Source organism: Dichotomicrobium thermohalophilum (assembly GCF_003550175.1).
Classification (GTDB): Bacteria; Pseudomonadota; Alphaproteobacteria; order Rhizobiales; family Rhodomicrobiaceae; genus Dichotomicrobium; species Dichotomicrobium thermohalophilum.
The window spans coordinates 1,950,924-1,969,492 of the sequence record NZ_QXDF01000001.1 but is presented as its reverse complement, the minus strand read 5'-3'; the positions used below and the strand labels follow the sequence as shown (position 1 = coordinate 1,969,492).

Sequence of the window (18,569 nt, the reverse complement as noted above, 5' to 3'; positions counted from 1 at the left end):
TAATAAGCGGACATAGCTCAGTGGGAGAGCGACGGCCTTCCAAGCCGTAGGTCGCGGGTTCAATCCCCGCTGTCCGCTCCACACGAAAGCAGGAGGCACAACATGGGGGATGGTTATTCACGCGGGCCGTTGCCTTGGATGGGCAAGGGGCATCAACCCGAAGGCGGGCCGGACAGCCCGCCCAGCAATCCGCCAAATCAGGGCAGCAGCGGGCAGCGCAAAGGCGGGCCGGCACAGGACGACATTCCCGAGGGGATGGCGAAGGTGTTGCGCGACATGGATATGGTCAAGGCGGCGAATGAGACCCTTCGCCAGCAACTCCGGGACGCTCAGGCGGAGAACCGGCGTCTGCGCGCGGCGCTGGGGGGTTCCGATGGCAAGGCCGAAGGCCCCGATGTCGGCGCAAGGATCGAGCTTGGCGAGGTCCAGCGGCTCCTCTGGCCGTTCCTGTCGTTCTGGCTGCGGATGCACGAGCATTTCCGCGACAGCCTCGAGCTTGATGGTGCCGATTTCCAGGAGATCGCGGTGGCCTGCGGTCTGCTCGAGCAGGTCCCCTATGACCCGGAGAAGCACGGCGACGGCGACGGGGCCGATCCGGGGGACCCGTGGTATGTCCCGAGCGATATTGCCGAGGACGCGGCGTGCTATCGGGAGATGTCCGGGGGGCAGGACAACGCCTCGAGAACCGGCCTTCTCACGACCGTGCGGCAGTATGAGCGCCAGCACGGCGAGCAGCGCAAGCGCGAGGTGAAGGCCCTGCTCTGGGCCGCGCTCTTGCGCCACCATCTGGCGCGGACCCTTGCGGTCCTGCAATGCGCCGCGCGGATAGACCCGTCTCTTGCTCGAGCCGAGGCGGCGTTGTCGGACGGCGGGCGCATCACGGTTCAAAAGGTTATGGATGACGCCGCCGATGTGCTCAACGGCACGGTTCCGGCCTCGACAACGAAAAGCGAACAGGTGAGAACTTAACGGCAACACGGTTTAGGGGGCCGTTATGCCGAACTCACCAAATCTTGTGCTTCCCTATATCGAGGCGGCGCAGGCGCAGAAGCACGTCACGCACAACGATGGACTGCGCGTGCTCGACGCCGCGGTCCAACTCTCGGTCCTGGACCGGGATCTGACCAGCCCGCCAGCCAGCCCGAGCGACGGCGACCGTTACATTCCCGCGTCCGGGGCAACCGGGGACTGGTCGGGCAAGGACCTCAACATTGCCGCCTGGCAGGACGGCGCGTGGGCCTTCCTCGCACCCCGTGAAGGCTGGCTTTGCTGGGTTGCGGACGAGGACGTGCTCGTCGTCTGGGATGGCTCGCAGTGGATCGACGCGGGCAATGTGGCGAGTCTCAACCCGGCCTCTGGCGGGCTGGTCGGTGTGAACGCGACCGCCGATACCACGAACCGTCTCTCGGTCACGGCGCCAGCGGCGCTGTTCAATGCCGAGGTGGACAACTTCAACTTCAAGGGCAACAAGTCCGCCGTCGGTGACACGGTCTCGTTCCAGCTTCAGCAGGGCTTCACGACCTATGGCGAGTTCGGGCTGATCGGGGACAACGATCTCAGCTTCAAGGTCTCGGACGGGACCAGCTTTTTCACCTCGTTCAAGATCGGCAACGCCGATGGCGAGATGGCGATGGAACAGCCGCTTGGTCTCAAGGCCTATTCCAAGTCGAGCCTGCCGCCGGTCTCGCCGGCGGGTCGCTTGATCTGGGTCTGGGATGACGCGGACGGCGCGCAAGTCGCCTATTCCGATGGCGGTGGATGGAAGCGCATCAAGGACGGCACAGCCGTCGCCTGATTTGTTGTAATGAACGATACAACGGAGATGCATGTCTCAGAAAGTCGACCTCACGCACCAGGCGCAGGATACGCTGATTGCCGGCGGTCTGATATCGGCGCCAGCTTGGGCACCATGGCTGGCCAAGTTGAACGAGCTGCTGACCACGCTCTCGCTGGTGCTCGGCCTGGCGCTGGCCTCGGCCCGGTTGTGGGCCTTCCTGCGTGATCGTCAGCGCGACCGCGACCCTGACGCGTAATCGACGCCAAATTCGTGCCTGTGCCGCCTGATGGGCGGCTTTTTCATTTCGAGAGCCACGCTTTGAAAGAGAACTTCGAAACGGCGCTGCGTCATGTCCTCGACTTCGAGGGCGGCTATGTGGATCACCCCGACGACCCCGGCGGCGCAACCAATCTCGGCATCACACGGGCGACGCTGGCGCGTTTCAAGGGGCGTCCGGTGTCCAAGGCGGAGGTGCGCGCGCTGGAGGTGGAAACCGCGCGCGAGATCTATCGCCGATTTTATTGGGACCCCCTGCGTTGCGACGAGATGCCGGCGGGCATCGACCTTGCCCTGTTCGATGGCGGTGTCAATCAGGGCACCGGCCGGGCGGCACGGCTTCTGCAGAGTGCCCTGAAGGTCAGCGTGGATGGGATCATCGGGCCGGTGACGCTGCGTGCCGCGCAGGCGGCCGACTCAATGGCGCTGCTTAATGCGTTCATGGCGCGGCGGATGCATGCGTATGGCCGGCTGAGCCGGCTTTTCCGAACCTTTGGGCTCGGCTGGTCGCGCCGGCTCATGGCGGCGCACAGCGCATCCCAGGCACTCATTTTCGAAGCGGACAAGCGCAGGCCGACGTCAACGCAATTCCCCCCAGACAAGCGGATTGACGACATGGAGAAGCCCTTGATGATTTTCCTGATCGACCGACTGCGGGAGCCGTCCACATACGCCGGTGTGGCCGCGTTCCTGGCGGGCATCGGCCTTTTCGGCCTCAGCGAGAACGAGTGGGACCAGATTTTCGGCGCCGTGGCGTCGGTCGCGGGCGTCGTCGCCATGCTCATGCGTGATGGTACCGGTGGCGAAGAAGGCGAGCAGGCTCAGCGGAAGCCAACGGTCAGGCGCGAAACCGACAACTCGGGTTGAGCGTGCGGCCAACCTCCTTGGGCCAGCGGTCATTCCCCTGCTGGCCCTTCGCGGATGGTTCCGGGCTAGGTTTGAGCGCGACGTCTGCCCGTAGACGTGCCCAACGAGCCTTTTACGGGTGGGGTGAAAACTGCAAATCGCGCAGCGTTTCGGAGAACCGTCGCCCCGCGCTTGACAAGACATAGCGGGCGACCCCCAATGTATCAACGAGAGATAAGGTCTTTATTGATAAATATCAAAAAATTTCGCCGTATAGCCGGCCTGAACAGCGACGAGTAACGTATGGTGCGGAGCCGCGCCGGCGGCCTATCACAAATTTTGAAACTGCTACCCCATCCCACCCTAAGCTTGCCGGGATCCGGCACCGGGCGCCAAGTCGCCCGCGGCTACAGATTGTATACCATCGCCGGTACATAAAAATTGAACGAAATTCGTGATTCGATCATTGTCGCAGTGGCATGTGGATTTTATAACGAGAGGTAACCAATAGTATCGAGAAGGCTAGAGAAGGGCCACGAACGCGGCACCGGGGGGCCAACATGCTTGCAAGCCTAGAGTCGGTTATTCGCGAGATGTTCGCGGAAGCCATCCTGAAATGTAGTCACACCCACGGCCAGTCAGAACTGATTGCTCTTGCCTGGACGCTTCGCAACAACGTTGAACGCGCCAAGCATGCTGCTGACGACGAGATCATCCTGGACCCCGCGGAGGCCCGCGAACTCAGCCGATCGCTCCTTGCAGATGTCGGGGCGGATGACGCGCCTCGGCCTGCTGAGGTACAAGGCAACGGCCAGGCCGATCCGCAGCACGACGAGATGGCATTCCAGCAAGCGCTTGCCTGCGTTTCGCTCGTTTTCGACGGACTGCTCCCCGATCCCACCAACGGGGCCAGCCGTGTGCACCCGCACGATCAGGCGCCCGCATGGGCAAACGAGTTCGAGGCTACGGCGCTTATCGGGCCGTTGCTGTTTCTGCGGGAATGTTCCGGATCGGAGGAAGGAAACCGGCGCGATCGCTCAGCACGTTCTTAGCGTGCGCCCCGATCCTACCGGACCAACCCGCCGTGCACATTGCGAGTCCTGACGAGCCAAGTTCTCAAACGACCGGCTCACGCCATCAACTGCGTGGTCATCTGCATTGCATCGCGCTGCCCGCCAGGAAAAGCGTCCAGCCGTTCATGCGCCCGTCCAGGTGTTGGATCTGACGGCGGATGGGGAGGCGTTAGAACCCGCCTGATAGGGCCCCGTCTTGCATTCGCCGACTGCCCCGGAAGAAAAAAGCGCCCGCCTTGGCGGACGCCAGAAGTTTCGTTGACGTCAGGTGCGAGGCATCAGCCTCGCACCTTCTGTCCTTATTGGCTCGCCGGCGTCAGCGATGGATAATCCTTTGCCATCTGTGCGCCGTAAAGCGGCTTGTTCACACCATAGTGGCAGGTCGCGCAGTTGGCCTTCGGTGCGTCGCCAAGCGGGCCAAGCCGGTTCTCAGGATAGGTGTCGCGAAGCGGAACCAGATACTCTATATTGAGGTTCTGCACCATTTGCAATCCATGCCAGGCATTCACGCGCACCGGCGTGCTCTGGCTCCACTCGCCCACCGCGCGAGAGTTGTGACAGTAGGTGCAGTTCACCCCGAGCGACTCGGACATGTGGATCATCAGACCGTAGGTGGACTCGGTCTGCTGGATCGACGCGCCGCCAGCAGCAGTTGGGAGCGGACGGTTCGCGATGACCCGGATTTGAGGATCTTCCGTCGCAAGCTGCTCCTGGAACTCGTAGGGCAGGGACGAAAGGCCAACGGTTTCTTGCGGCCGGTTCTGTCCGGTCCGCGCCTGCACGAAGGCCTGCATCCCTTTCTCTTGTGGATCCTTGAACCAGATGTTCTGCGGAACCGGCTGGCCGCGGTGGCACGTCCAGCAGGTCACCCCGGTATCAGCCACATGCTGCGTCCAGTTGGCATTGATGTGCTGGGTCATCTGCAGCATGCGCCGCGAAACGACCTTAGTATAGAGTGAGTCGGACGACAGCGGCTCGCCTTCCGCATGGCAGTAGTTACAGCCTTCGTCCGCAGGGGCGACCCACTCGGTGATTGCTGCCATCAGCCGGTTGAACTGGTCCACGCTCGTGTCACCGAGGACCTGGACGTTCTCGTAGAAGTCGCCGGCGCGGTCGCCTTCCGTCGACTCCAGCGGATAGGGCTCTGGGGGCACCCGATTGATGTCCTGCCTGGCCTCCGCGCGACGGGGGTTCGTCAGGTGCTCCATGGCGGTCCCGCGGTAGCCTACCTGTTCGACGTCGATCGGTGGCCTGTCCCAGTCGGGTGAGAAGATCATCGCGATCGTCAACATCACGACAATGACCAGACCTACGGAGATTCCGAGTTTCATGAGCGACGCCTCCTATTGCGCGGCCGGGTCGGTGACCGGCGGCATGACTTGCGGATACTCCGGCGCGAAGTCGTGCTTAACCGCCCACAAGTACCAGTTGTCGACCACCGTGCCGGTCAACAGGATGCCAATTCCGCCAGTGATCGGGGTCAGGACCGCGAACCACCACGCCCAGCGGTGAATGGATTCCATCGTGGCATTGAATCCCATCGTCCAGCGCCAGAACAATGCGGCACGCTCGCCTGCCGTCCCGCGATCTGTGATCTGCTCGATCTCGCGCTCGCCCCCATAACGACTGACCGCGAGGATTGTCGCGCCGTGCATGGCGAACAGGAGCGTCGAGCCATACAGGAAGACGATCGAAAGCGCGTGGAACGGGTTGTAGAAGAGGTTGCCGTACCGGATCGAGAAGGCCGCCGTCCAGTCGAGGTGCGGGAAGATCCCGAAGGGGACTGCCTCGCTCCAGCTTCCCATCATGATGGGGCGGATGAAGCCCAGCACCAGATAGAGCCAGATTGCCGCGGCAAAGGCCCAGGCCACATGGGTGCCCAGACCGAGTTGACGCGCCCGGCGATAGGTGCGCACCCACCACAGCAGGATCGAGGCCGTGAGGAAAAAGCCGGCAATCAGCCACCAACCGCCCTCGTTGAGTGGCGGCAAGACCTGTAGTCCGTATTCGGGGCCCGGAGGTTCAAGTGCCAGCCAGGGAAGCTGCCGGACGAACTCGACCGGGTCCCAGTTCACCGAGGCCCACATGTTCAGGCCGATGATCTCGATCGCGATGAAACCGCAGATCAGCGACGAAACCCCGAGCCAGCCCAGGTAGATCGGGCCGATCTGGGCATTGCCGATCTTGCCGATCAGGTACTGGAAGAAGGGTTGGCCTGTGCGCGGCTCATCCTCTTCAGGCAGAGGGACGCCGTATTCGGCCGGCCCCCTGACCTGAACCTGGGTAAATATATTCTGATATTCCGCCATAACTGTCTCCTACCCCCTCAGGCCCAGATCGGCAGGTTGAGCCACCAGTTCCACCACTCGGGCCAGCCGCGCGTCCAAAGCGGACCGCTGATGATGATGCAGACAGCGCTCCAGAAGCCGGCGTTCAGCGCCAGGAACAGGCCCAGCCGGTGGATGCCGAGAGTGCCGATCGAATAGCCGATGAAATCCCTGAAGAACGTGTCCTCGTGAGTCGGGGTCTTGACCGTTTCGCCCTTGCCGGGATTCGTCGCCGAGAGCACCAGACCGCCATGCAGAGACAGCGCCAGCACGGTGGTGAAGAAGAACGTCACCGCCAGCATGTGCGCCGGGTTGTAATGGAAGTGGAGGTACTGGTAGCCGACGTTCGATACCCAGTCGAGGTGGCTGAAGATTCCGTAGGGAAAGCCGTGCCCCCATGCGCCGAGCAGCAGCGGGCGGAAGACCACCAGCGTTACATAGGCGAAAATCGCCACGCCGAACGCAAAGGGGACGTGGTAGCCCATGCCCAGCTTGCGGGCGATCTCGGCCTGACGCAGGGCCCACGACACGAATGCGCCGATCGCGCAGATCGTGATGAGCTGCCAAAGCCCGCCTTCGGCCAGCGGTGCGAAGCCAAGGCCGTAGCTGATGTCGGGCGGAGCGATATTGATTTTCCAGATATTCCAGGTTGGGCCGAGTGATGCGCCATACAGGATGAGCAGTGTTCCCAACGCCGAGAAGAATATCGTCAGGACGCCGAAGAAGCCGACATAGAAGGGACCGACCCAAAAGTCGAACAAGTCTCCCCCCAGGAGCGTCCCTCCGCGTACGCGATATTTGCGCTCAAAATTCAGTAATGCCATTTTCCGATCCTCAGGTCAGGAACGTTCGGGAAGACGCCTGACGCCAGATGGTTAGCGCCATCAAAGCCGTCTGCCCGGCCTTGAGCGACCGGACCGAAGGGGTGTTCGGCGGGCCGTGTTTCGGGCCGGGCAGACCTGACCGCTACGCCAGATGCTCAGGAAGCGTGATTTCCACCGCGCTCGTCTGAGCCGCCGGCTTGGGTTGCAGCCAGTTGTAACGTTCCGTGCTGAGCAGAATGAAATGAATCAGTAGCGCCAGCACGAATAGGAACGTAAACAGGGCCACAAGGGTCCGGCGCGGATCGAAGATAAGCCAAATGCGCCACATGATAGTCCTCCTTAGACCAGGAATTGCGCAGCTTGCGCGACGGCAAGCGTGGCATCATTCATATGAGCGCCAGCTTGTTCGATATGCGCCCAACCCCAAGGACGCCAATTCCACACCAATAAGTGCGCAATCAGCGCGATGACGGTAAAGGCAATGAAGCTGATCACGAAGATACTGTGAAACTCCTTCGCCTCGTCTTCGCTTAGTCCTGACAAGGACTTGTCTCTATCAGCCATGTGCGTCTCTCTCTTCTTGTTGGACGACGATGAAAGGACCGCCGCGCCGCCGAGGGGTGGTCACGGGACCGGCCTACTTCATGAATGCGAACGGGATCAGCGTCCCTGCTGAGGCGCGCGCCTCGGCAAACACGGAGCGGCGGACGCCCGCCAGCCCGTTCCCGCTCTCGCGGTGCCTGCCAGGTAGCAGCCGGGCAAACACAACGATGACAAGGAAGACGGCGAAGCACAGCCAGTACAACAGCCGGGACTCTCGAGCCTCTTGCCGCCTGAGAGTCAGTTTTGAACTGTCGTGTTTGATCGCGTTGGCCATTTTCTCAAGTCTCCCTTTGCCGGTTATTCGAGCGATAACCTGAAACGCTCGCAGTCGAGCAGGCCGGGACCGATTCCACCGGCGTGGCGGATGCAACGGTCCGTTTCTTTTCGCCTAGCCGCGCCGCGTGGCCGGACCACGCCGGATGCGCGAACGCAGGGGCGAAAAGCTGGTGAAGAGGGCATGGTGACTGGGCGTTGGATGTCATGCCGCCTGCCCCCCTTTGACTTTTTCGAGCGCCTTGGCGACGCGTTCGGCCGTGACCCGCTGTTCGCCTGAGAGCTGGGCGTCCCTGTCGGCCTGGTCGCGGAGCCGCTTGGCTGCTGAAATGCGGATGAGGACGGGTTCGCGCGCGAGGTATTCGTCCAGAAGCTGTTGGGCGTCCTCGTCCCACGGCCGGGTTTCGTTCCGCGACAACCGCGATGGTGTCGCCTCCGCCTTGTCGAGGTCGGTACCCAGCGGCAGGATGTGGAACAGTGCGTCGAACAGGGCGTTGCAGACTTCCTGCACGAGATAGGTCGCGCCGGCGTAGCCCATGAACGGCGTGCCGGTATGCCTGCGAATGATCGCGCCGGGGAACGAGGCAGGAATATACATCGCCTTCGCCCCGATTTCGGCGAGATACATGCGCTCGTTGTAGCTGCCGAAGACGATCAGCGGCGTGTCGTTCTGGACCGAGCGGCGAACGGCCTCGTTGTCAGGCTTGCGGCCCGCGCTGCGCGCATAGGAGAAGTGACAGGGCAGGCCCATGTCGTTCTCGAGGAAGTTGCGCACCCCGCGCGCATAGGTTTCGTTCGCGATGATGCCGAAGCTTGCGGTCCCGAAGAAGTCCTGCGTCACCGAACGCCACAGATCCCACAGCGGCTTGATCGTGGTGTGCTTTTCGCGCTCGATGAACGGCTCCGGGTCGATCTCCAGAAGCTCGCCCAGCTTGCGCAGGAACAGCGTGGTCGACTCCAGCCCGATCGGCGCCTGCAGGAAGGGTCGCTCCAGCGTCTCGCAAAGCTGGCGGCCGAACTCGCGGTACATGCAGATGTTCACGTCCGCCTGCGCCAGGTTGGCGATATCCGCCAGATGGCTGCCGAGCGGGAACACCATATTCACTTCCGCTCCGATGCCCTCCACCAGCCGGCGGATTTCAGCCAGATCGGAGGGCATGTTGAAGGTGCCGTAGATCGGGCCGATGATGTTGACCCTCGGCTTCTCGCCCTCCTTGCGCGGCTTGCGCTTGGGCATCTTCTTCGGGCCGAACTCGGTCCACAGCCACTTCATGGCGCGGTCGGCGCTCTCCCACTGATCCTCGTCAATGGTGCGCGGCAGGAAGCGCTTGATGCTGGTGCCTTCCGGGGTCACGCCGCCGCCGATCATCTCCGCGATCGAGCCGGTCACGACGACTGACGGCAGGTCCTTGTCGAGCGTGTCCCAGGCCCGCTTCATCGCGCCTTCGGTGCCTTCGCGGCCCAGCTCTTCCTCGGCCAGGCCGGTGACGACGATCGGAAGCTCGTGCGGGGGCAGGGCGTCGGTGTAGTGCAGCACCGAGGTCACCGGCAGGTTCTCGCAGCCCACGGGCCCGTCGATGACGACCTGTAGCCCCTTGATCGCCGTGAAGACGTAGACTGAGCCCCAGTAGCCCCCGGCTCGGTCGTGATCGAGGATCAGCATCCCACCGCCTCCTGATCCTTGAGTTCCTTGGCGAGCTTGCGGGCGTATTTCTTCTTGAAGTCAGGGCGGTCTTGCGGCGTGTCTTCCCACACGCCGGAGCTGTAGCCCTCGCCGACGCCTTCAAAGAACGCCTTCATTCCGTCGAACCGCTGCTTCTGGCCCATCGCCGTGTTGACGAGGGTCGCCAGTGACCCGCACCCGGCCTGGCCCATCAGCGGGCGCGCCGAGATCAGGTTGGTGAAGTAGAGGCCCGGGGTGGCGCGTTCTTTCGCTTTCTGGACGACTGGCGTCGTGCCGATGGCGAGGTCGGGTTCGAACTCTTCCATCGCCGCCACGTCCTGCTCCAGCGAGGCGCGGAACTGCACGCGCACGCCGCGCGCTTCGAGCCATTCGCGGTCCGGGTCCGACCACTGCGTCCGCGGGCAGGCGGAGCCGACATAGCGGACATCCGCGCCGCTTTCGATCAGCAGCCGGGCGACCAGCAATTCCGAGCCTTCGTAGCCCGACATCGTGATGCGGCCCTTGATCGGGGTGTTGTCGAGGGCTTCGCGGATGCCGGGCAGGGCGGCGTTCTGCGCCGCGGCGATCTGCTCGGCGGAAGCGCCGGCCGCTTCGCCAATGGCTCTCAGCCAATCCGCCGTGCCGTCATAACCAACCGGCGCGGAGCCGACGATGGGACGGCCCGCCTTGTCGAACTCACGCACGCTGGCGGTGTAGAACGGGTGGATCGCCGCCGCGACGGCGCAGTCCAGCGCCGCATAAAGCTCGCGCCATTCGCGCGTGGGCACGACCGGGCCGGCCGCCAGCCCGAGCGGTTGCAGAAGCTGGTCGATGCCGATCGGGTCGGCCGGGAACATCTCGCCGATCAGCGTGACGGTCGGCCGTTCCGTCTCCAGGTTGCTCGGCGCCTGCACCGGGCCTTGCTCGGCCTCGTTGCGGGCGTAATTGAGCATTGCGCCGGCGAGCACGTCCTTCGCCTCGGCATGGGTCGGCACGCCGAAGCCCGGCACGTCGATGCCGACGATCCGCACGCCGTTGATTTCCTTGGGCAGAAGCTGGAGCGGCACACCGGAGGCGGTCGGCACGCACAGGTTCGTGACGATCACGGCGTCGTACTGCTCGGGATCCGCCAGCTCGTGGACGGCGTCGCGGATGTCTTCAAACAGTTTGCCGGTGACGAGGGTTTCCGAGTTGAACGGCACGTAGCCGACCGTGCGCCGCGCGCCGTAGAAGTGCGAAGTGAAGGTCAGGCCGTAGACGCAGCAGGCCGAGCCGCTCAGCACGGTGGCAGTGCGCCGCATCCGCAGGCCCACGCGCAGGGAGCCGAAGGCGGGGCACATGCTCTGCGGCTTGTCGTGCGGACCGGTTGGATAGTCCTCGGCGTATCGTTCGAGCGTTTCGCTCTTGCCAGCCATCTCGGCGGCCTTGCGCATCTCCTCCGCGCCAGCGTGGCAGCCGATGCCGTCGCCCGAATCCTTGACCTCGGTCGCTTCCGGCCCCGCGTCGCGGCCTTCGATCGCTGATCCGGTTTCGACCTGCACATCGGCGGTAGCGTCATAGATGACTTCGCCGTGGCGGGTGCTGTCGTCGTGTGCCGATTTCTCTGTCATTGCGGCGCTCCCTTACACAGCGTCGTAGACCACTTCGAGCGAGGCTTTCTCGACGTAGTTCTTGCCGCACATCTCCTCGAAGGTGGCCGGCTGAAGCTGGAAGTCGCCGCCGACATCCTTGCTCTTGAACAAGCCAAGGAGCTGGTCGTGCGTCAGCGGTACAGGGTGGACCGGCGGGGCGTCGGCCACGTTCGTCGCCAGCGTCTCGAACAGCGACGCCCAAGGGCTTCCCGGTTCGCCGATGATCTCGTAGTTCGCGCTTTTGCGGCGGATCTCGTCATGGGCGGGGATGGCGGAGAGCAGCGGAATGCCCACCGCTTCGGCGAAGGCCTGGGCCTCGCCCGTGCCGTCGTCCTTGTTGACCACCATGCCGGCGACGCCGACATTGCCGCCCAGCTTGCGGAAATATTCCACCGCCGAGCAAACGTTGTTGGCGACATAGAGCGACTGCAGGTCGTTCGCGCCGACGACGATCACCTTCTGGCACATGTCGCGCGCGATCGGCAGGCCGAACCCGCCGCAGACCACGTCGCCCAGGAAGTCGAGCAGAACGTAGTCGAAATCCCAGTCGTGGAAGCCCAGCTTCTCCAGGGTCTCGAAGCCGTGGATGATGCCGCGTCCGCCGCAGCCGCGTCCGACTTCCGGGCCACCCAGTTCCATGGCGAAGACGCCATCGCGCTTGAAGCAGACATCGCTGACCGAGACGTCCTCGCCGGAGGCTTTCTTGTTGGTCGAAGTCTCGATGATTGTTGGGCAGCTTCGGCCGCCGAACAGGAGCGATGTCGTATCGGATTTCGGGTCGCAGCCGATCAGCAGGACTCGCTTGCCCTGCTGCGCCATCATGTAGGACAGGTTGGAGAGCGTGAAGCTCTTGCCGATCCCGCCCTTTCCGTAGATGGCGATGATCTGCGTTTCCTTCGTCGGCTCGCCCGCGGGCACCGGATCGGGCTCGACCGACGCCTCGTCGCGGAGCTGGTCGCGAATGTTGTCAATGACGGTGGAAGATTGCTTCGCGCCGTTGGCAGCACTCATGGTCACGCTCTCCAATCCAGGATCATTTTCAAACAGGCGGGGTCGTTGAAGGCGGTCTGGTAGGCCTCGTCGGCCCGCGCCGCGGTTTCGCGGTGGGAGATCAGGCCGTCGAGGTTCAGGCGTCCGGCCTCTATGAGCCCGCAAACCGCCGTAAGATCATCCGGCTTCCACTCGGCCGCGATCTTGATCGTGGCTTCGCGCATGAAGGCCGGCGGGAAGGCGAAGGACAGCCGCTCGCTGTAGAAACCGGCCAGGATGACTTCGCCGCGGGGTGTCAGGCGGGCGATCAGGGTATCGAGCAGGTTCGGATCGCCACTGACGTCGAAGATGGTCGCATAGTCCTTGCGGTCGTCGCTGTCGGGGTGAACGACCTCGTAGCCGGTCGCGCCGGTGGCGCGGTCGGCATTGGTTTCCCAGACGACGGGAGGGCCTGTGTCAAGCTCTGTTGACAGCCGCACCAGCAGGCGGCCGAGCACGCCGTGGCCGACGATGAGCGTACGCTCCTCCCCGGCACGCATCACCAGCGCGTGGTACGCCGTTGCAGCCAGCGCCAGAAGGATGCCTTGTTCGCCAAGCGTCTCGGGAATGGGCGCGACGCGATTGCCCGGCACAACGACCCGCGAGGCGGCGCCGCCGAAAAGCCCGCGCACTTCGCCGTAGCAGCGCGCGCCCGGCACAAACACCATTTCACCCGGCTGGCGGCCGGAATTCGGCCCGGCTTCCCGCACGTGGCCGACAGATTCGTAGCCCGGCACAAGGGGATAGCCCATGCCGGGGAAGTGCGGCATGCGCCCGCTCCATAGCAGCTTCTCCGTGCCCGTGCTGATGCCGCTCCAGGCAATGTCGACGACGATCTCGTCCTCGCCCACCGGTGGCAGCGTCAGGCGGTCAAGCTTGACCTTTTCAGGCCGCTCCAGAACGACGGCTGTGGTGTCAAGTTGGGCGGTCATCCCCGGGCTCTTCCGGCTAGCATCCAATCTGCTCTGAGTGTCAGTTTAAATTGACCATGCAGGTTGTCAAGTTTGTTTTACAGCTTTCGGCAGGTTCAGCGGTGCGCGGTGATGAGCTGTGTCAACAGCGGGCGACGGGTGCGCTTCAGGCGGATGTCGCGGAAACCGGCCTGCGTGAGGAGCTTTTGCATCTCGCCGACACTGCGCGGTCGGCCCTTGCCCATCGCCATCAGGTAGAAGCCGAAATAAGCGTCGCTGATCGTCTCTGCGCCACGCACGCCGGAGAGCGTTTCGGCTACCAGCAGCGTGCCACCGGGCGGCAGGGCGGCGTGCGCCTGGCGCAGAATTCTCAGCGCGCTGGCGTCATCGTGATCGAGCAGGACGCGCACCAGCGAGATGATGTCTGCGTCCGTCGGCAGCGCGTCGGCGAAAAAGTCGCCGCTGGCGATGCTCACGCGCTTGGATAGCCCGGCGCGGGCCATGCGCTGCGACGCGTGATCCGCGACGGCGGGCAGGTCGAAGAGCGTGAGCGTCAAATCTGGATGACGGCCGGCGACCGCCATTATGAATGCGCCGTCGCCCCCGCCGACATCCATCAGATGCCGGTGCCGCGACAGGTCGTAGCCATCGAGAATGTCCTCGGCGATCAGGGACTGGGACGCGGACATGAGTGACGTGTATTCAGCGGTTTCCGCCGCGCTGAGATCGGCGGGCGCTTCGCCGCGCGCGTAACCCCAGAAGCGCGAGAGCGCCGTGTCTTCTGTCTCGCCCCGCAACAGAGCAACGGGATCGCGCAGGTCGTCATAGAAGTGCGTGTGATGGCCGATCATGGCAATGGCGCCCGGATTACCCAGCAGCGCAGCGCCGTCCATCGACAGCGCGTAGCGGCCGTCATGCCGGGTGTCGGCCAGGCCAAGCGCTGCCATACCCGCCAGCAGCCGCCGCGCGCCGTCCTCCGGCAGGGCACATGCCTGCGCAACCTCCGCCACCGATCGGGGCGCCTCATCCAGAAGCTCCAGCAGCTTGAGCCGCACGCAGGCGGCGAGAATCTGCGAATAGACAAAGCCCGCGCACAGGTCGAACAGGCGGGCGGCGCGTTTGCGTGCGACGGGGCTGGTCAACGGGAAGGCGGCCGCCCAGCGCTGAAATGCGGCGCTGCGCACGAGCCGATTCCGCCAGCGCCGCAGCCGCTCGCCGAGCGAGCGCGTTCGCAGGGTTTCGCCCGGGCCCGCCGCAGGACCTTGGTCAGCTTGATGGGTCGTGTCTGCCATGCGCTTGTCCGGTCGGGCGCGTCGGCGCGCGCCGTAAGATCAGCATACGACTGTCATTTCAGATTGTCACCTGATTATGTCATGTTAAATTGACAAAAGCCTGACTCAAAGCAGGGAGGCGTGTCAGCGTGAGCGCGGACGAGATCGTCATCGTGGGGGCCGGGATCGGCGGCCTGTCGGCCGCATTGCTCCTGGCCGCGAAGGGCCGGCCTGTGACGGTCGTGGAACGGGCGCAGGAGCCCGGCGGGAAGTTGGCGGAGGCGGCGGTCGGCAACGCCCGTATCGACTCCGGCCCGACGGTTTTCACGCTGCGCCGGGTCTTCGAAGAGATTTTCGCCGCCGCTGGCGAGGATCTGGACGCTTACGTGACGACCACGCCGGCCAACATCCTCGCCCGTCACGCCTGGAGCGAGCGGGAGCAACTTGACCTGTTCGCCGATCACCGGCGCTCGGTGGAGGCGATCGGCCAGTTCGCCGGCAAAGCCGAAGCGCGGCGCTATCAGGCCTTCTGCGCCGAGGCGACGCGCATCTATCGCACATTGGAGCATTCCTTCATCCAGCAGCCACAGCCCAGCTTTCCCGGCATGATCGGGCGGATCGGCTGGCGCAACACGAGCGATCTGCTGCGACTCAACCCGTATGTTTCGCTGTGGAAGGCGCTTGGGAAATACTTCCACGACGAGCGGCTACGTCAGCTTTTCGGGCGCTATGCCACGTATTGCGGCTCGTCGCCGTTTCAGGCGCCGGCGACGCTGATGCTCATCGCGCATGTGGAACTGGACGGGGTGTGGATGATCGAGGGCGGCATGAAGCGGCTGGCCGAGGCGCTGCAAACGGCGGCCGAGCGGCACGGCGCGGTGTTCCGCTTCGGCGAGGAGGTCCGCGAGATCGTCGTCGAAAAGGGCCGCGCATCCGGTGTCGCGCTGAAGTCCGGTGAGCGGCTGCGCGCGGGCAGTGTGCTGGTCAATGCCGACAGCGGCGCGCTCGGCCACGGCATCCTCGGGCGCGAGGCCTCGGCCGCCGCGCCGCGCGTGCCGATCCGGCAACGCTCGCTCTCCGCGGTGACCTTGTCGATGCTCGCCCGGACCGACGGCTTCCCGCTGGTCCGGCACAACGTCTTCTTCTGCCGCAACTATGAGGCCGAGTTCCGCGACATCTTTCAGCGCGCGCGCGTTCCCACCGAGCCGACAACGTATGTTTGCGCGCAGGATCGCGACGATAGCGCCAGCATCAATGGCGATGGCAGCGAGCGCATGCTCTGCATCATCAACGCGCCGCCCACCGGCGACCGACACACCATGAGCGAAGAGGAAATAGACCAGTGCAAGGAGCGGACATTTTCCCTGCTGGCGCGCTGCGGGCTGAGCGTTCGCAGCGAGCCCGAGGCGATCGCCGTCTCGACACCGGCGCATTTCGAGAAGCGGTTTCCCGGGACGGGCGGCGCGATCTATGGCGCCGCCTCGCACGGATGGCGGGCATCCTTCAATCGGCCCGGCTGCCGGACGAAGATACCCGGCCTGTATCTGGCGGGGGGCAGCGTGCACCCTGGGCCTGGCGTGCCGATGGTGGCGATGTCCGGCCAGATGGCCGCGGACTGTATTCTGTCGGACTCCGCTTCGACCGGCCGGTCTTACCGGGCGGTTACGCCTGGTGGTACCTCGACGCGCTGAGCGATGATGGTCAGCACGGTATCACCATCATCGCCTTTGTCGGCAGCGTGTTCTCCCCCTATTACGCCTGGGCCGGCCGGCGCGATCCGCTGAACCACTGCGCGCTGAACGTCGCGCTTTACGGCAAGAGCGGCCACCGCTGGGCAATGACCGAGCGGCGAAGGGACCACATCAGCCGGAGCGAGAACGAATTCGTCCTGCGCCGCAGTGCGCTGGCGTGGGATGGCACGCGCCTGCGCGTTCATATCGATGAGCCAACAGTGCCGTTCCCCGGCAGGATCAGGGGCACCGTCACGCTTCATCCCAGCCCCCTGAGCGGCAAGAGCTTCCTGCTGGATGACAACGAGCGGCATGCCTGGTCACCGCTTTCGCCGGTTTCGCGAATCGAGGTGGCGCTTGAAAAGCCGGACCTGGGTTGGTCGGGCGCGGCTTATCTCGACATGAATACCGGCACCGAACCGTTGGAGGCTGGCTTTCGTTATTGGGACTGGTCGCGCGCGAGCATGGGTGCGGAGACGGCGGTGCTCTACGACGTCACGATGCGCGACGGAGGCCGCCGCTCGCTGGCGCTGGTGTTCGATGATAAGGGCGAGGTCCGGGAGATCGACGTGCCCCCGTCCGTGCGTCTGCCGCGCACGGGCTGGACGATGCCGCGCAGTACCCAGTCGGAGGATGGCACGGCGCGGGTTATCAAGACACTGGAGGATTCGCCATTTTACGCGCGCTCACTGGTGTCATCGAAACTGCTCGGACGGCCGGTCACGGCCATGCACGAGTCATTGCATCTCGATCGCTTCCGCTCACCGATCGTCCAGTCGATGCTGCCGTACCGGATGCCCCGCCAATTCTGGTGAGTCACGCCTCGCTGTCGGAATCGCCGCGACGGCGCTTGTCCCGGCGGAGCGCGTAAAGCTCCCAGAAGCCGTAGGCGATCACGCCCAGAAGCACGATCGCCCATTCGTATTCCATGACAAGATCGACCACGCCGCCCCCGCTCTACATGTGCTCGATGCGGTGCGACTTGCCGATCGCCTTGCGGGCGCGACGCACCACTTGCCAGACGCCGAAGACGACGATTGGAATGCTGATCGCCATGATGACATCGGGGTTGGCCGGCACGCCTGTGCCCTTCACGATGCCTTCCGCCGCGTAGCCGACCAGGCTGACGAGGTAATAGCTGATGGCGGCCACCGACAGCCCTTCGACCGTCTGCTGGAGCATGAGCTGCATCTTGGCGCGCTTGTCCATCGACTCCAGCAGTGACTGGTTCTGGGTCTGCCGCTCGATATCCACGCGCGTCGATAGCAGCTGCGTGGCTTGGGCGACCTTGTCGGACAAGGATGCCTGCCGCTCAGCGACTGTCTGACAGGTGTTGATCGCGGGTGCCAGCCGGCGTCCGACGAATTCCTCGAAGGTCTGAAGGCCGGGGATGCGCTGTTCGCGCAGTTCGCGGATGCGGCTTTGCACGAGCGTGTAATAGGCCGAGGCCGCGGTAAAGCGATAGTCGTTGTCGGCGCGGCGGCTGGTGATCTCGGCTTGCAGTTTGGTCAGCCGGTCGAGCAGTTCCGGCTCGTTTGTCCGCGTGGCCGACACCAGTGCGGTCGTTATCTCGGCCAACCGCTGCTCAGCCTCCCCAAGCTCGGGGGCCAGTTGCTTGGCCAGCGGGAAGGTCAGCAGGGCCAGCATCCGGTAGGTGTCGATTTCCAAGATGCGTTGCACTGTGCGCCCGGCCTGCCGGCGCGTCAGCCCGTGATCCTCCAAAAACAGCCGGCTGAAGCCATCGGGACGGATGCGAAAATCCGTGTAGGCTCGGCCCACGCCCCCGCCCACGGCGGATCCCACCAGCGGGTTGCCATCGAACATTTCCTCCGAGATTCGCTCATAATCGCGCGGTGCATCGCCGCCGGGCAGGAAGATGACATGGGTCGCCACCAGAACGTCGCCCGCAAGCCGGGAGAGCCACTCCTGGGGCACCTCGCGGATCGCCGGCTCGGCAAAGGGCCCGCTTTCCTCGCCGGGCACGGTGAACATGAACCGCATGAACTCGGTGTGCTGCTCCGACTTCAGGCGGAAGCCGCCCAGATCCGCGCTGTAATGGTTCGCACCGGCCTCGGGTGGCGGCACGCCGGCGGACTGTGCAAGCTCGCACATCAGATCGAAGTTCTGCTTGCGCTGCTCGGCGTCAACCGCCAGGGCGAGAAAGGACAACCGCGTCGGCGCCACCAGCTCTTCGGGCGGACGGGCATGGACCTCATCGTTCAGCGCCTGACGATGCGGATGATCCGACGGGAACTGTTTGCCGTGCAATATCGGTCGCTGCTGCATGATTCGTTTTGTAAAATAAAGAGCGATTCCCTACTAGATTATTTATGTC

Annotated in this window: 20 protein-coding genes and 1 tRNA gene; 8 read left to right on the top strand and 13 right to left on the bottom strand. The window is 64.1% G+C overall.

Features of this window, described 5'->3' with window-relative positions; genetic code table 11:
* The first annotated feature begins 6 nt into the window (after positions 1 to 6).
* The 6 genes from BXY53_RS09165 to BXY53_RS09140 all read left to right on the top strand — a co-directional run bounded on the left by BXY53_RS09165 (position 7) and on the right by BXY53_RS09140 (position 3,951).
* A tRNA-Gly gene (locus tag BXY53_RS09165) sits at positions 7 to 81 on the top strand.
* Positions 82 to 102: 21 nt separating this feature from the next.
* Entirely contained in the window at positions 103 to 969 is an 867-nt protein-coding gene (locus BXY53_RS09160; RefSeq protein WP_147361536.1) for a hypothetical protein, read from the top strand.
* Positions 970 to 994: 25 nt separating this feature from the next.
* On the top strand, positions 995 to 1,795 hold the full coding sequence (locus BXY53_RS09155) for a DUF2793 domain-containing protein (RefSeq protein WP_119061516.1): 801 nt from the start codon (positions 995 to 997) through the stop codon (positions 1,793 to 1,795).
* A 31-nt stretch (positions 1,796 to 1,826) separates the two neighbouring features.
* A complete protein-coding gene (locus BXY53_RS09150; RefSeq protein WP_119061515.1) occupies positions 1,827 to 2,033 on the top strand; it encodes a hypothetical protein in 207 nt (68 codons plus the stop codon).
* A gap of 62 nt (positions 2,034 to 2,095) precedes the next feature.
* A complete protein-coding gene (locus tag BXY53_RS09145; protein ID WP_147361535.1) occupies positions 2,096 to 2,920 on the top strand; it encodes a glycoside hydrolase family 108 protein in 825 nt (274 codons plus the stop codon).
* Positions 2,921 to 3,492: 572 nt separating this feature from the next.
* On the top strand, positions 3,493 to 3,951 hold the full coding sequence (locus tag BXY53_RS09140; protein WP_147361534.1) for a hypothetical protein: 459 nt from the start codon (positions 3,493 to 3,495) through the stop codon (positions 3,949 to 3,951).
* A 320-nt stretch (positions 3,952 to 4,271) separates the two neighbouring features.
* On the opposite strand, the gene pufC is transcribed toward BXY53_RS09140, so the two are convergent.
* The 11 genes from pufC to BXY53_RS09085 all read right to left on the bottom strand — a co-directional run bounded on the left by pufC (position 4,272) and on the right by BXY53_RS09085 (position 14,525).
* Positions 4,272 to 5,303, bottom strand: coding sequence for a photosynthetic reaction center cytochrome PufC (gene pufC, locus BXY53_RS09135; protein WP_119061512.1), 1,032 nt, complete (start codon positions 5,301 to 5,303; stop codon positions 4,272 to 4,274).
* Between the two features lie 12 nt (positions 5,304 to 5,315).
* Positions 5,316 to 6,281 (bottom strand): photosynthetic reaction center subunit M, encoded by a 966-nt coding sequence (gene pufM, locus BXY53_RS09130; RefSeq protein ID WP_119061511.1) that lies wholly within the window; start codon positions 6,279 to 6,281, stop codon positions 5,316 to 5,318.
* A gap of 17 nt (positions 6,282 to 6,298) precedes the next feature.
* On the bottom strand, positions 6,299 to 7,123 hold the full coding sequence (gene pufL / locus BXY53_RS09125; RefSeq protein ID WP_119061510.1) for a photosynthetic reaction center subunit L: 825 nt from the start codon (positions 7,121 to 7,123) through the stop codon (positions 6,299 to 6,301).
* Between the two features lie 142 nt (positions 7,124 to 7,265).
* Entirely contained in the window at positions 7,266 to 7,451 is a 186-nt protein-coding gene (gene pufA, locus BXY53_RS09120) for a light-harvesting antenna LH1, alpha subunit (RefSeq protein WP_119061509.1), read from the bottom strand.
* Positions 7,452 to 7,462: 11 nt separating this feature from the next.
* A complete protein-coding gene (pufB, locus tag BXY53_RS09115; RefSeq protein ID WP_119061508.1) occupies positions 7,463 to 7,687 on the bottom strand; it encodes a light-harvesting antenna LH1, beta subunit in 225 nt (74 codons plus the stop codon).
* A 73-nt stretch (positions 7,688 to 7,760) separates the two neighbouring features.
* Positions 7,761 to 8,000, bottom strand: coding sequence for a hypothetical protein (locus BXY53_RS09110; protein WP_119061507.1), 240 nt, complete (start codon positions 7,998 to 8,000; stop codon positions 7,761 to 7,763).
* Between the two features lie 204 nt (positions 8,001 to 8,204).
* A complete protein-coding gene (gene bchZ, locus BXY53_RS09105) occupies positions 8,205 to 9,662 on the bottom strand; it encodes a chlorophyllide a reductase subunit Z (protein WP_119061506.1) in 1,458 nt (485 codons plus the stop codon).
* Positions 9,656 to 11,272, bottom strand: coding sequence for a chlorophyllide a reductase subunit Y (gene bchY / locus BXY53_RS09100; RefSeq protein WP_119061505.1), 1,617 nt, complete (start codon positions 11,270 to 11,272; stop codon positions 9,656 to 9,658). The genes bchZ and bchY overlap by 7 nt, the downstream gene beginning before the upstream one ends.
* Before the next feature lie 12 nt (positions 11,273 to 11,284).
* Positions 11,285 to 12,304 (bottom strand): chlorophyllide a reductase iron protein subunit X, encoded by a 1,020-nt coding sequence (locus tag BXY53_RS09095; protein WP_119061504.1) that lies wholly within the window; start codon positions 12,302 to 12,304, stop codon positions 11,285 to 11,287.
* 2 nt (positions 12,305 to 12,306) lie between these two features.
* Positions 12,307 to 13,254 (bottom strand): chlorophyll synthesis pathway protein BchC, encoded by a 948-nt coding sequence (gene bchC, locus BXY53_RS09090; RefSeq protein ID WP_119061503.1) that lies wholly within the window; start codon positions 13,252 to 13,254, stop codon positions 12,307 to 12,309.
* Positions 13,255 to 13,349: 95 nt separating this feature from the next.
* The gene (locus BXY53_RS09085; RefSeq protein WP_119061502.1) at positions 13,350 to 14,525 is read right to left on the bottom strand and encodes a methyltransferase; all 1,176 of its coding nucleotides are present in this window, start codon (positions 14,523 to 14,525) and stop codon (positions 13,350 to 13,352) included.
* Between the two features lie 128 nt (positions 14,526 to 14,653).
* Here BXY53_RS09085 and crtD point away from each other — a divergent pair, with 128 nt between their 5' ends.
* A complete protein-coding gene (crtD, locus tag BXY53_RS09080; RefSeq protein ID WP_119061501.1) occupies positions 14,654 to 16,195 on the top strand; it encodes a 1-hydroxycarotenoid 3,4-desaturase CrtD in 1,542 nt (513 codons plus the stop codon).
* Between the two features lie 47 nt (positions 16,196 to 16,242).
* Positions 16,243 to 17,049, top strand: coding sequence for a carotenoid 1,2-hydratase (locus BXY53_RS09075; protein ID WP_245410399.1), 807 nt, complete (start codon positions 16,243 to 16,245; stop codon positions 17,047 to 17,049).
* Between the two features lies 1 nt (position 17,050).
* Here BXY53_RS09075 and BXY53_RS14360 read toward each other — a convergent pair whose 3' ends face one another.
* Entirely contained in the window at positions 17,051 to 17,179 is a 129-nt protein-coding gene (locus BXY53_RS14360) for a hypothetical protein (protein WP_280985257.1), read from the bottom strand.
* A 12-nt stretch (positions 17,180 to 17,191) separates the two neighbouring features.
* Entirely contained in the window at positions 17,192 to 18,520 is a 1,329-nt protein-coding gene (locus BXY53_RS09070) for a DUF3422 family protein (protein WP_119061500.1), read from the bottom strand.
* Positions 18,521 to 18,569 lie beyond the last annotated feature (49 nt).

Excerpts from the sequence above, each read along its gene's own strand:
- BXY53_RS09160 (WP_147361536.1), top strand. The coding sequence starts at position 103 with ATGGGGGATGGTTATTCACGCGGGCCGTTGCCTTGGATGGGCAAGGGG.
- BXY53_RS09155 (WP_119061516.1), top strand. The coding sequence starts at position 995 with ATGCCGAACTCACCAAATCTTGTGCTTCCCTATATCGAGGCGGCGCAG.
- BXY53_RS09150 (WP_119061515.1), top strand. The coding sequence starts at position 1,827 with ATGTCTCAGAAAGTCGACCTCACGCACCAGGCGCAGGATACGCTGATT.
- BXY53_RS09140 (WP_147361534.1), top strand. The coding sequence starts at position 3,493 with ATGTTCGCGGAAGCCATCCTGAAATGTAGTCACACCCACGGCCAGTCA.
- pufC (WP_119061512.1), bottom strand. The coding sequence starts at position 5,303 with ATGAAACTCGGAATCTCCGTAGGTCTGGTCATTGTCGTGATGTTGACG.
- pufM (WP_119061511.1), bottom strand. The coding sequence starts at position 6,281 with ATGGCGGAATATCAGAATATATTTACCCAGGTTCAGGTCAGGGGGCCG.
- pufL (WP_119061510.1), bottom strand. The coding sequence starts at position 7,123 with ATGGCATTACTGAATTTTGAGCGCAAATATCGCGTACGCGGAGGGACG.
- pufA (WP_119061509.1), bottom strand. The coding sequence starts at position 7,451 with ATGTGGCGCATTTGGCTTATCTTCGATCCGCGCCGGACCCTTGTGGCC.
- pufB (WP_119061508.1), bottom strand. The coding sequence starts at position 7,687 with ATGGCTGATAGAGACAAGTCCTTGTCAGGACTAAGCGAAGACGAGGCG.
- BXY53_RS09110 (WP_119061507.1), bottom strand. The coding sequence starts at position 8,000 with ATGGCCAACGCGATCAAACACGACAGTTCAAAACTGACTCTCAGGCGG.
- bchZ (WP_119061506.1), bottom strand. The coding sequence starts at position 9,662 with ATGCTGATCCTCGATCACGACCGAGCCGGGGGCTACTGGGGCTCAGTC.
- bchY (WP_119061505.1), bottom strand. The coding sequence starts at position 11,272 with ATGACAGAGAAATCGGCACACGACGACAGCACCCGCCACGGCGAAGTC.
- BXY53_RS09095 (WP_119061504.1), bottom strand. The coding sequence starts at position 12,304 with ATGAGTGCTGCCAACGGCGCGAAGCAATCTTCCACCGTCATTGACAAC.
- bchC (WP_119061503.1), bottom strand. The coding sequence starts at position 13,254 with ATGACCGCCCAACTTGACACCACAGCCGTCGTTCTGGAGCGGCCTGAA.
- BXY53_RS09085 (WP_119061502.1), bottom strand. The coding sequence starts at position 14,525 with ATGGCAGACACGACCCATCAAGCTGACCAAGGTCCTGCGGCGGGCCCG.
- BXY53_RS09070 (WP_119061500.1), bottom strand. The coding sequence starts at position 18,520 with ATGCAGCAGCGACCGATATTGCACGGCAAACAGTTCCCGTCGGATCAT.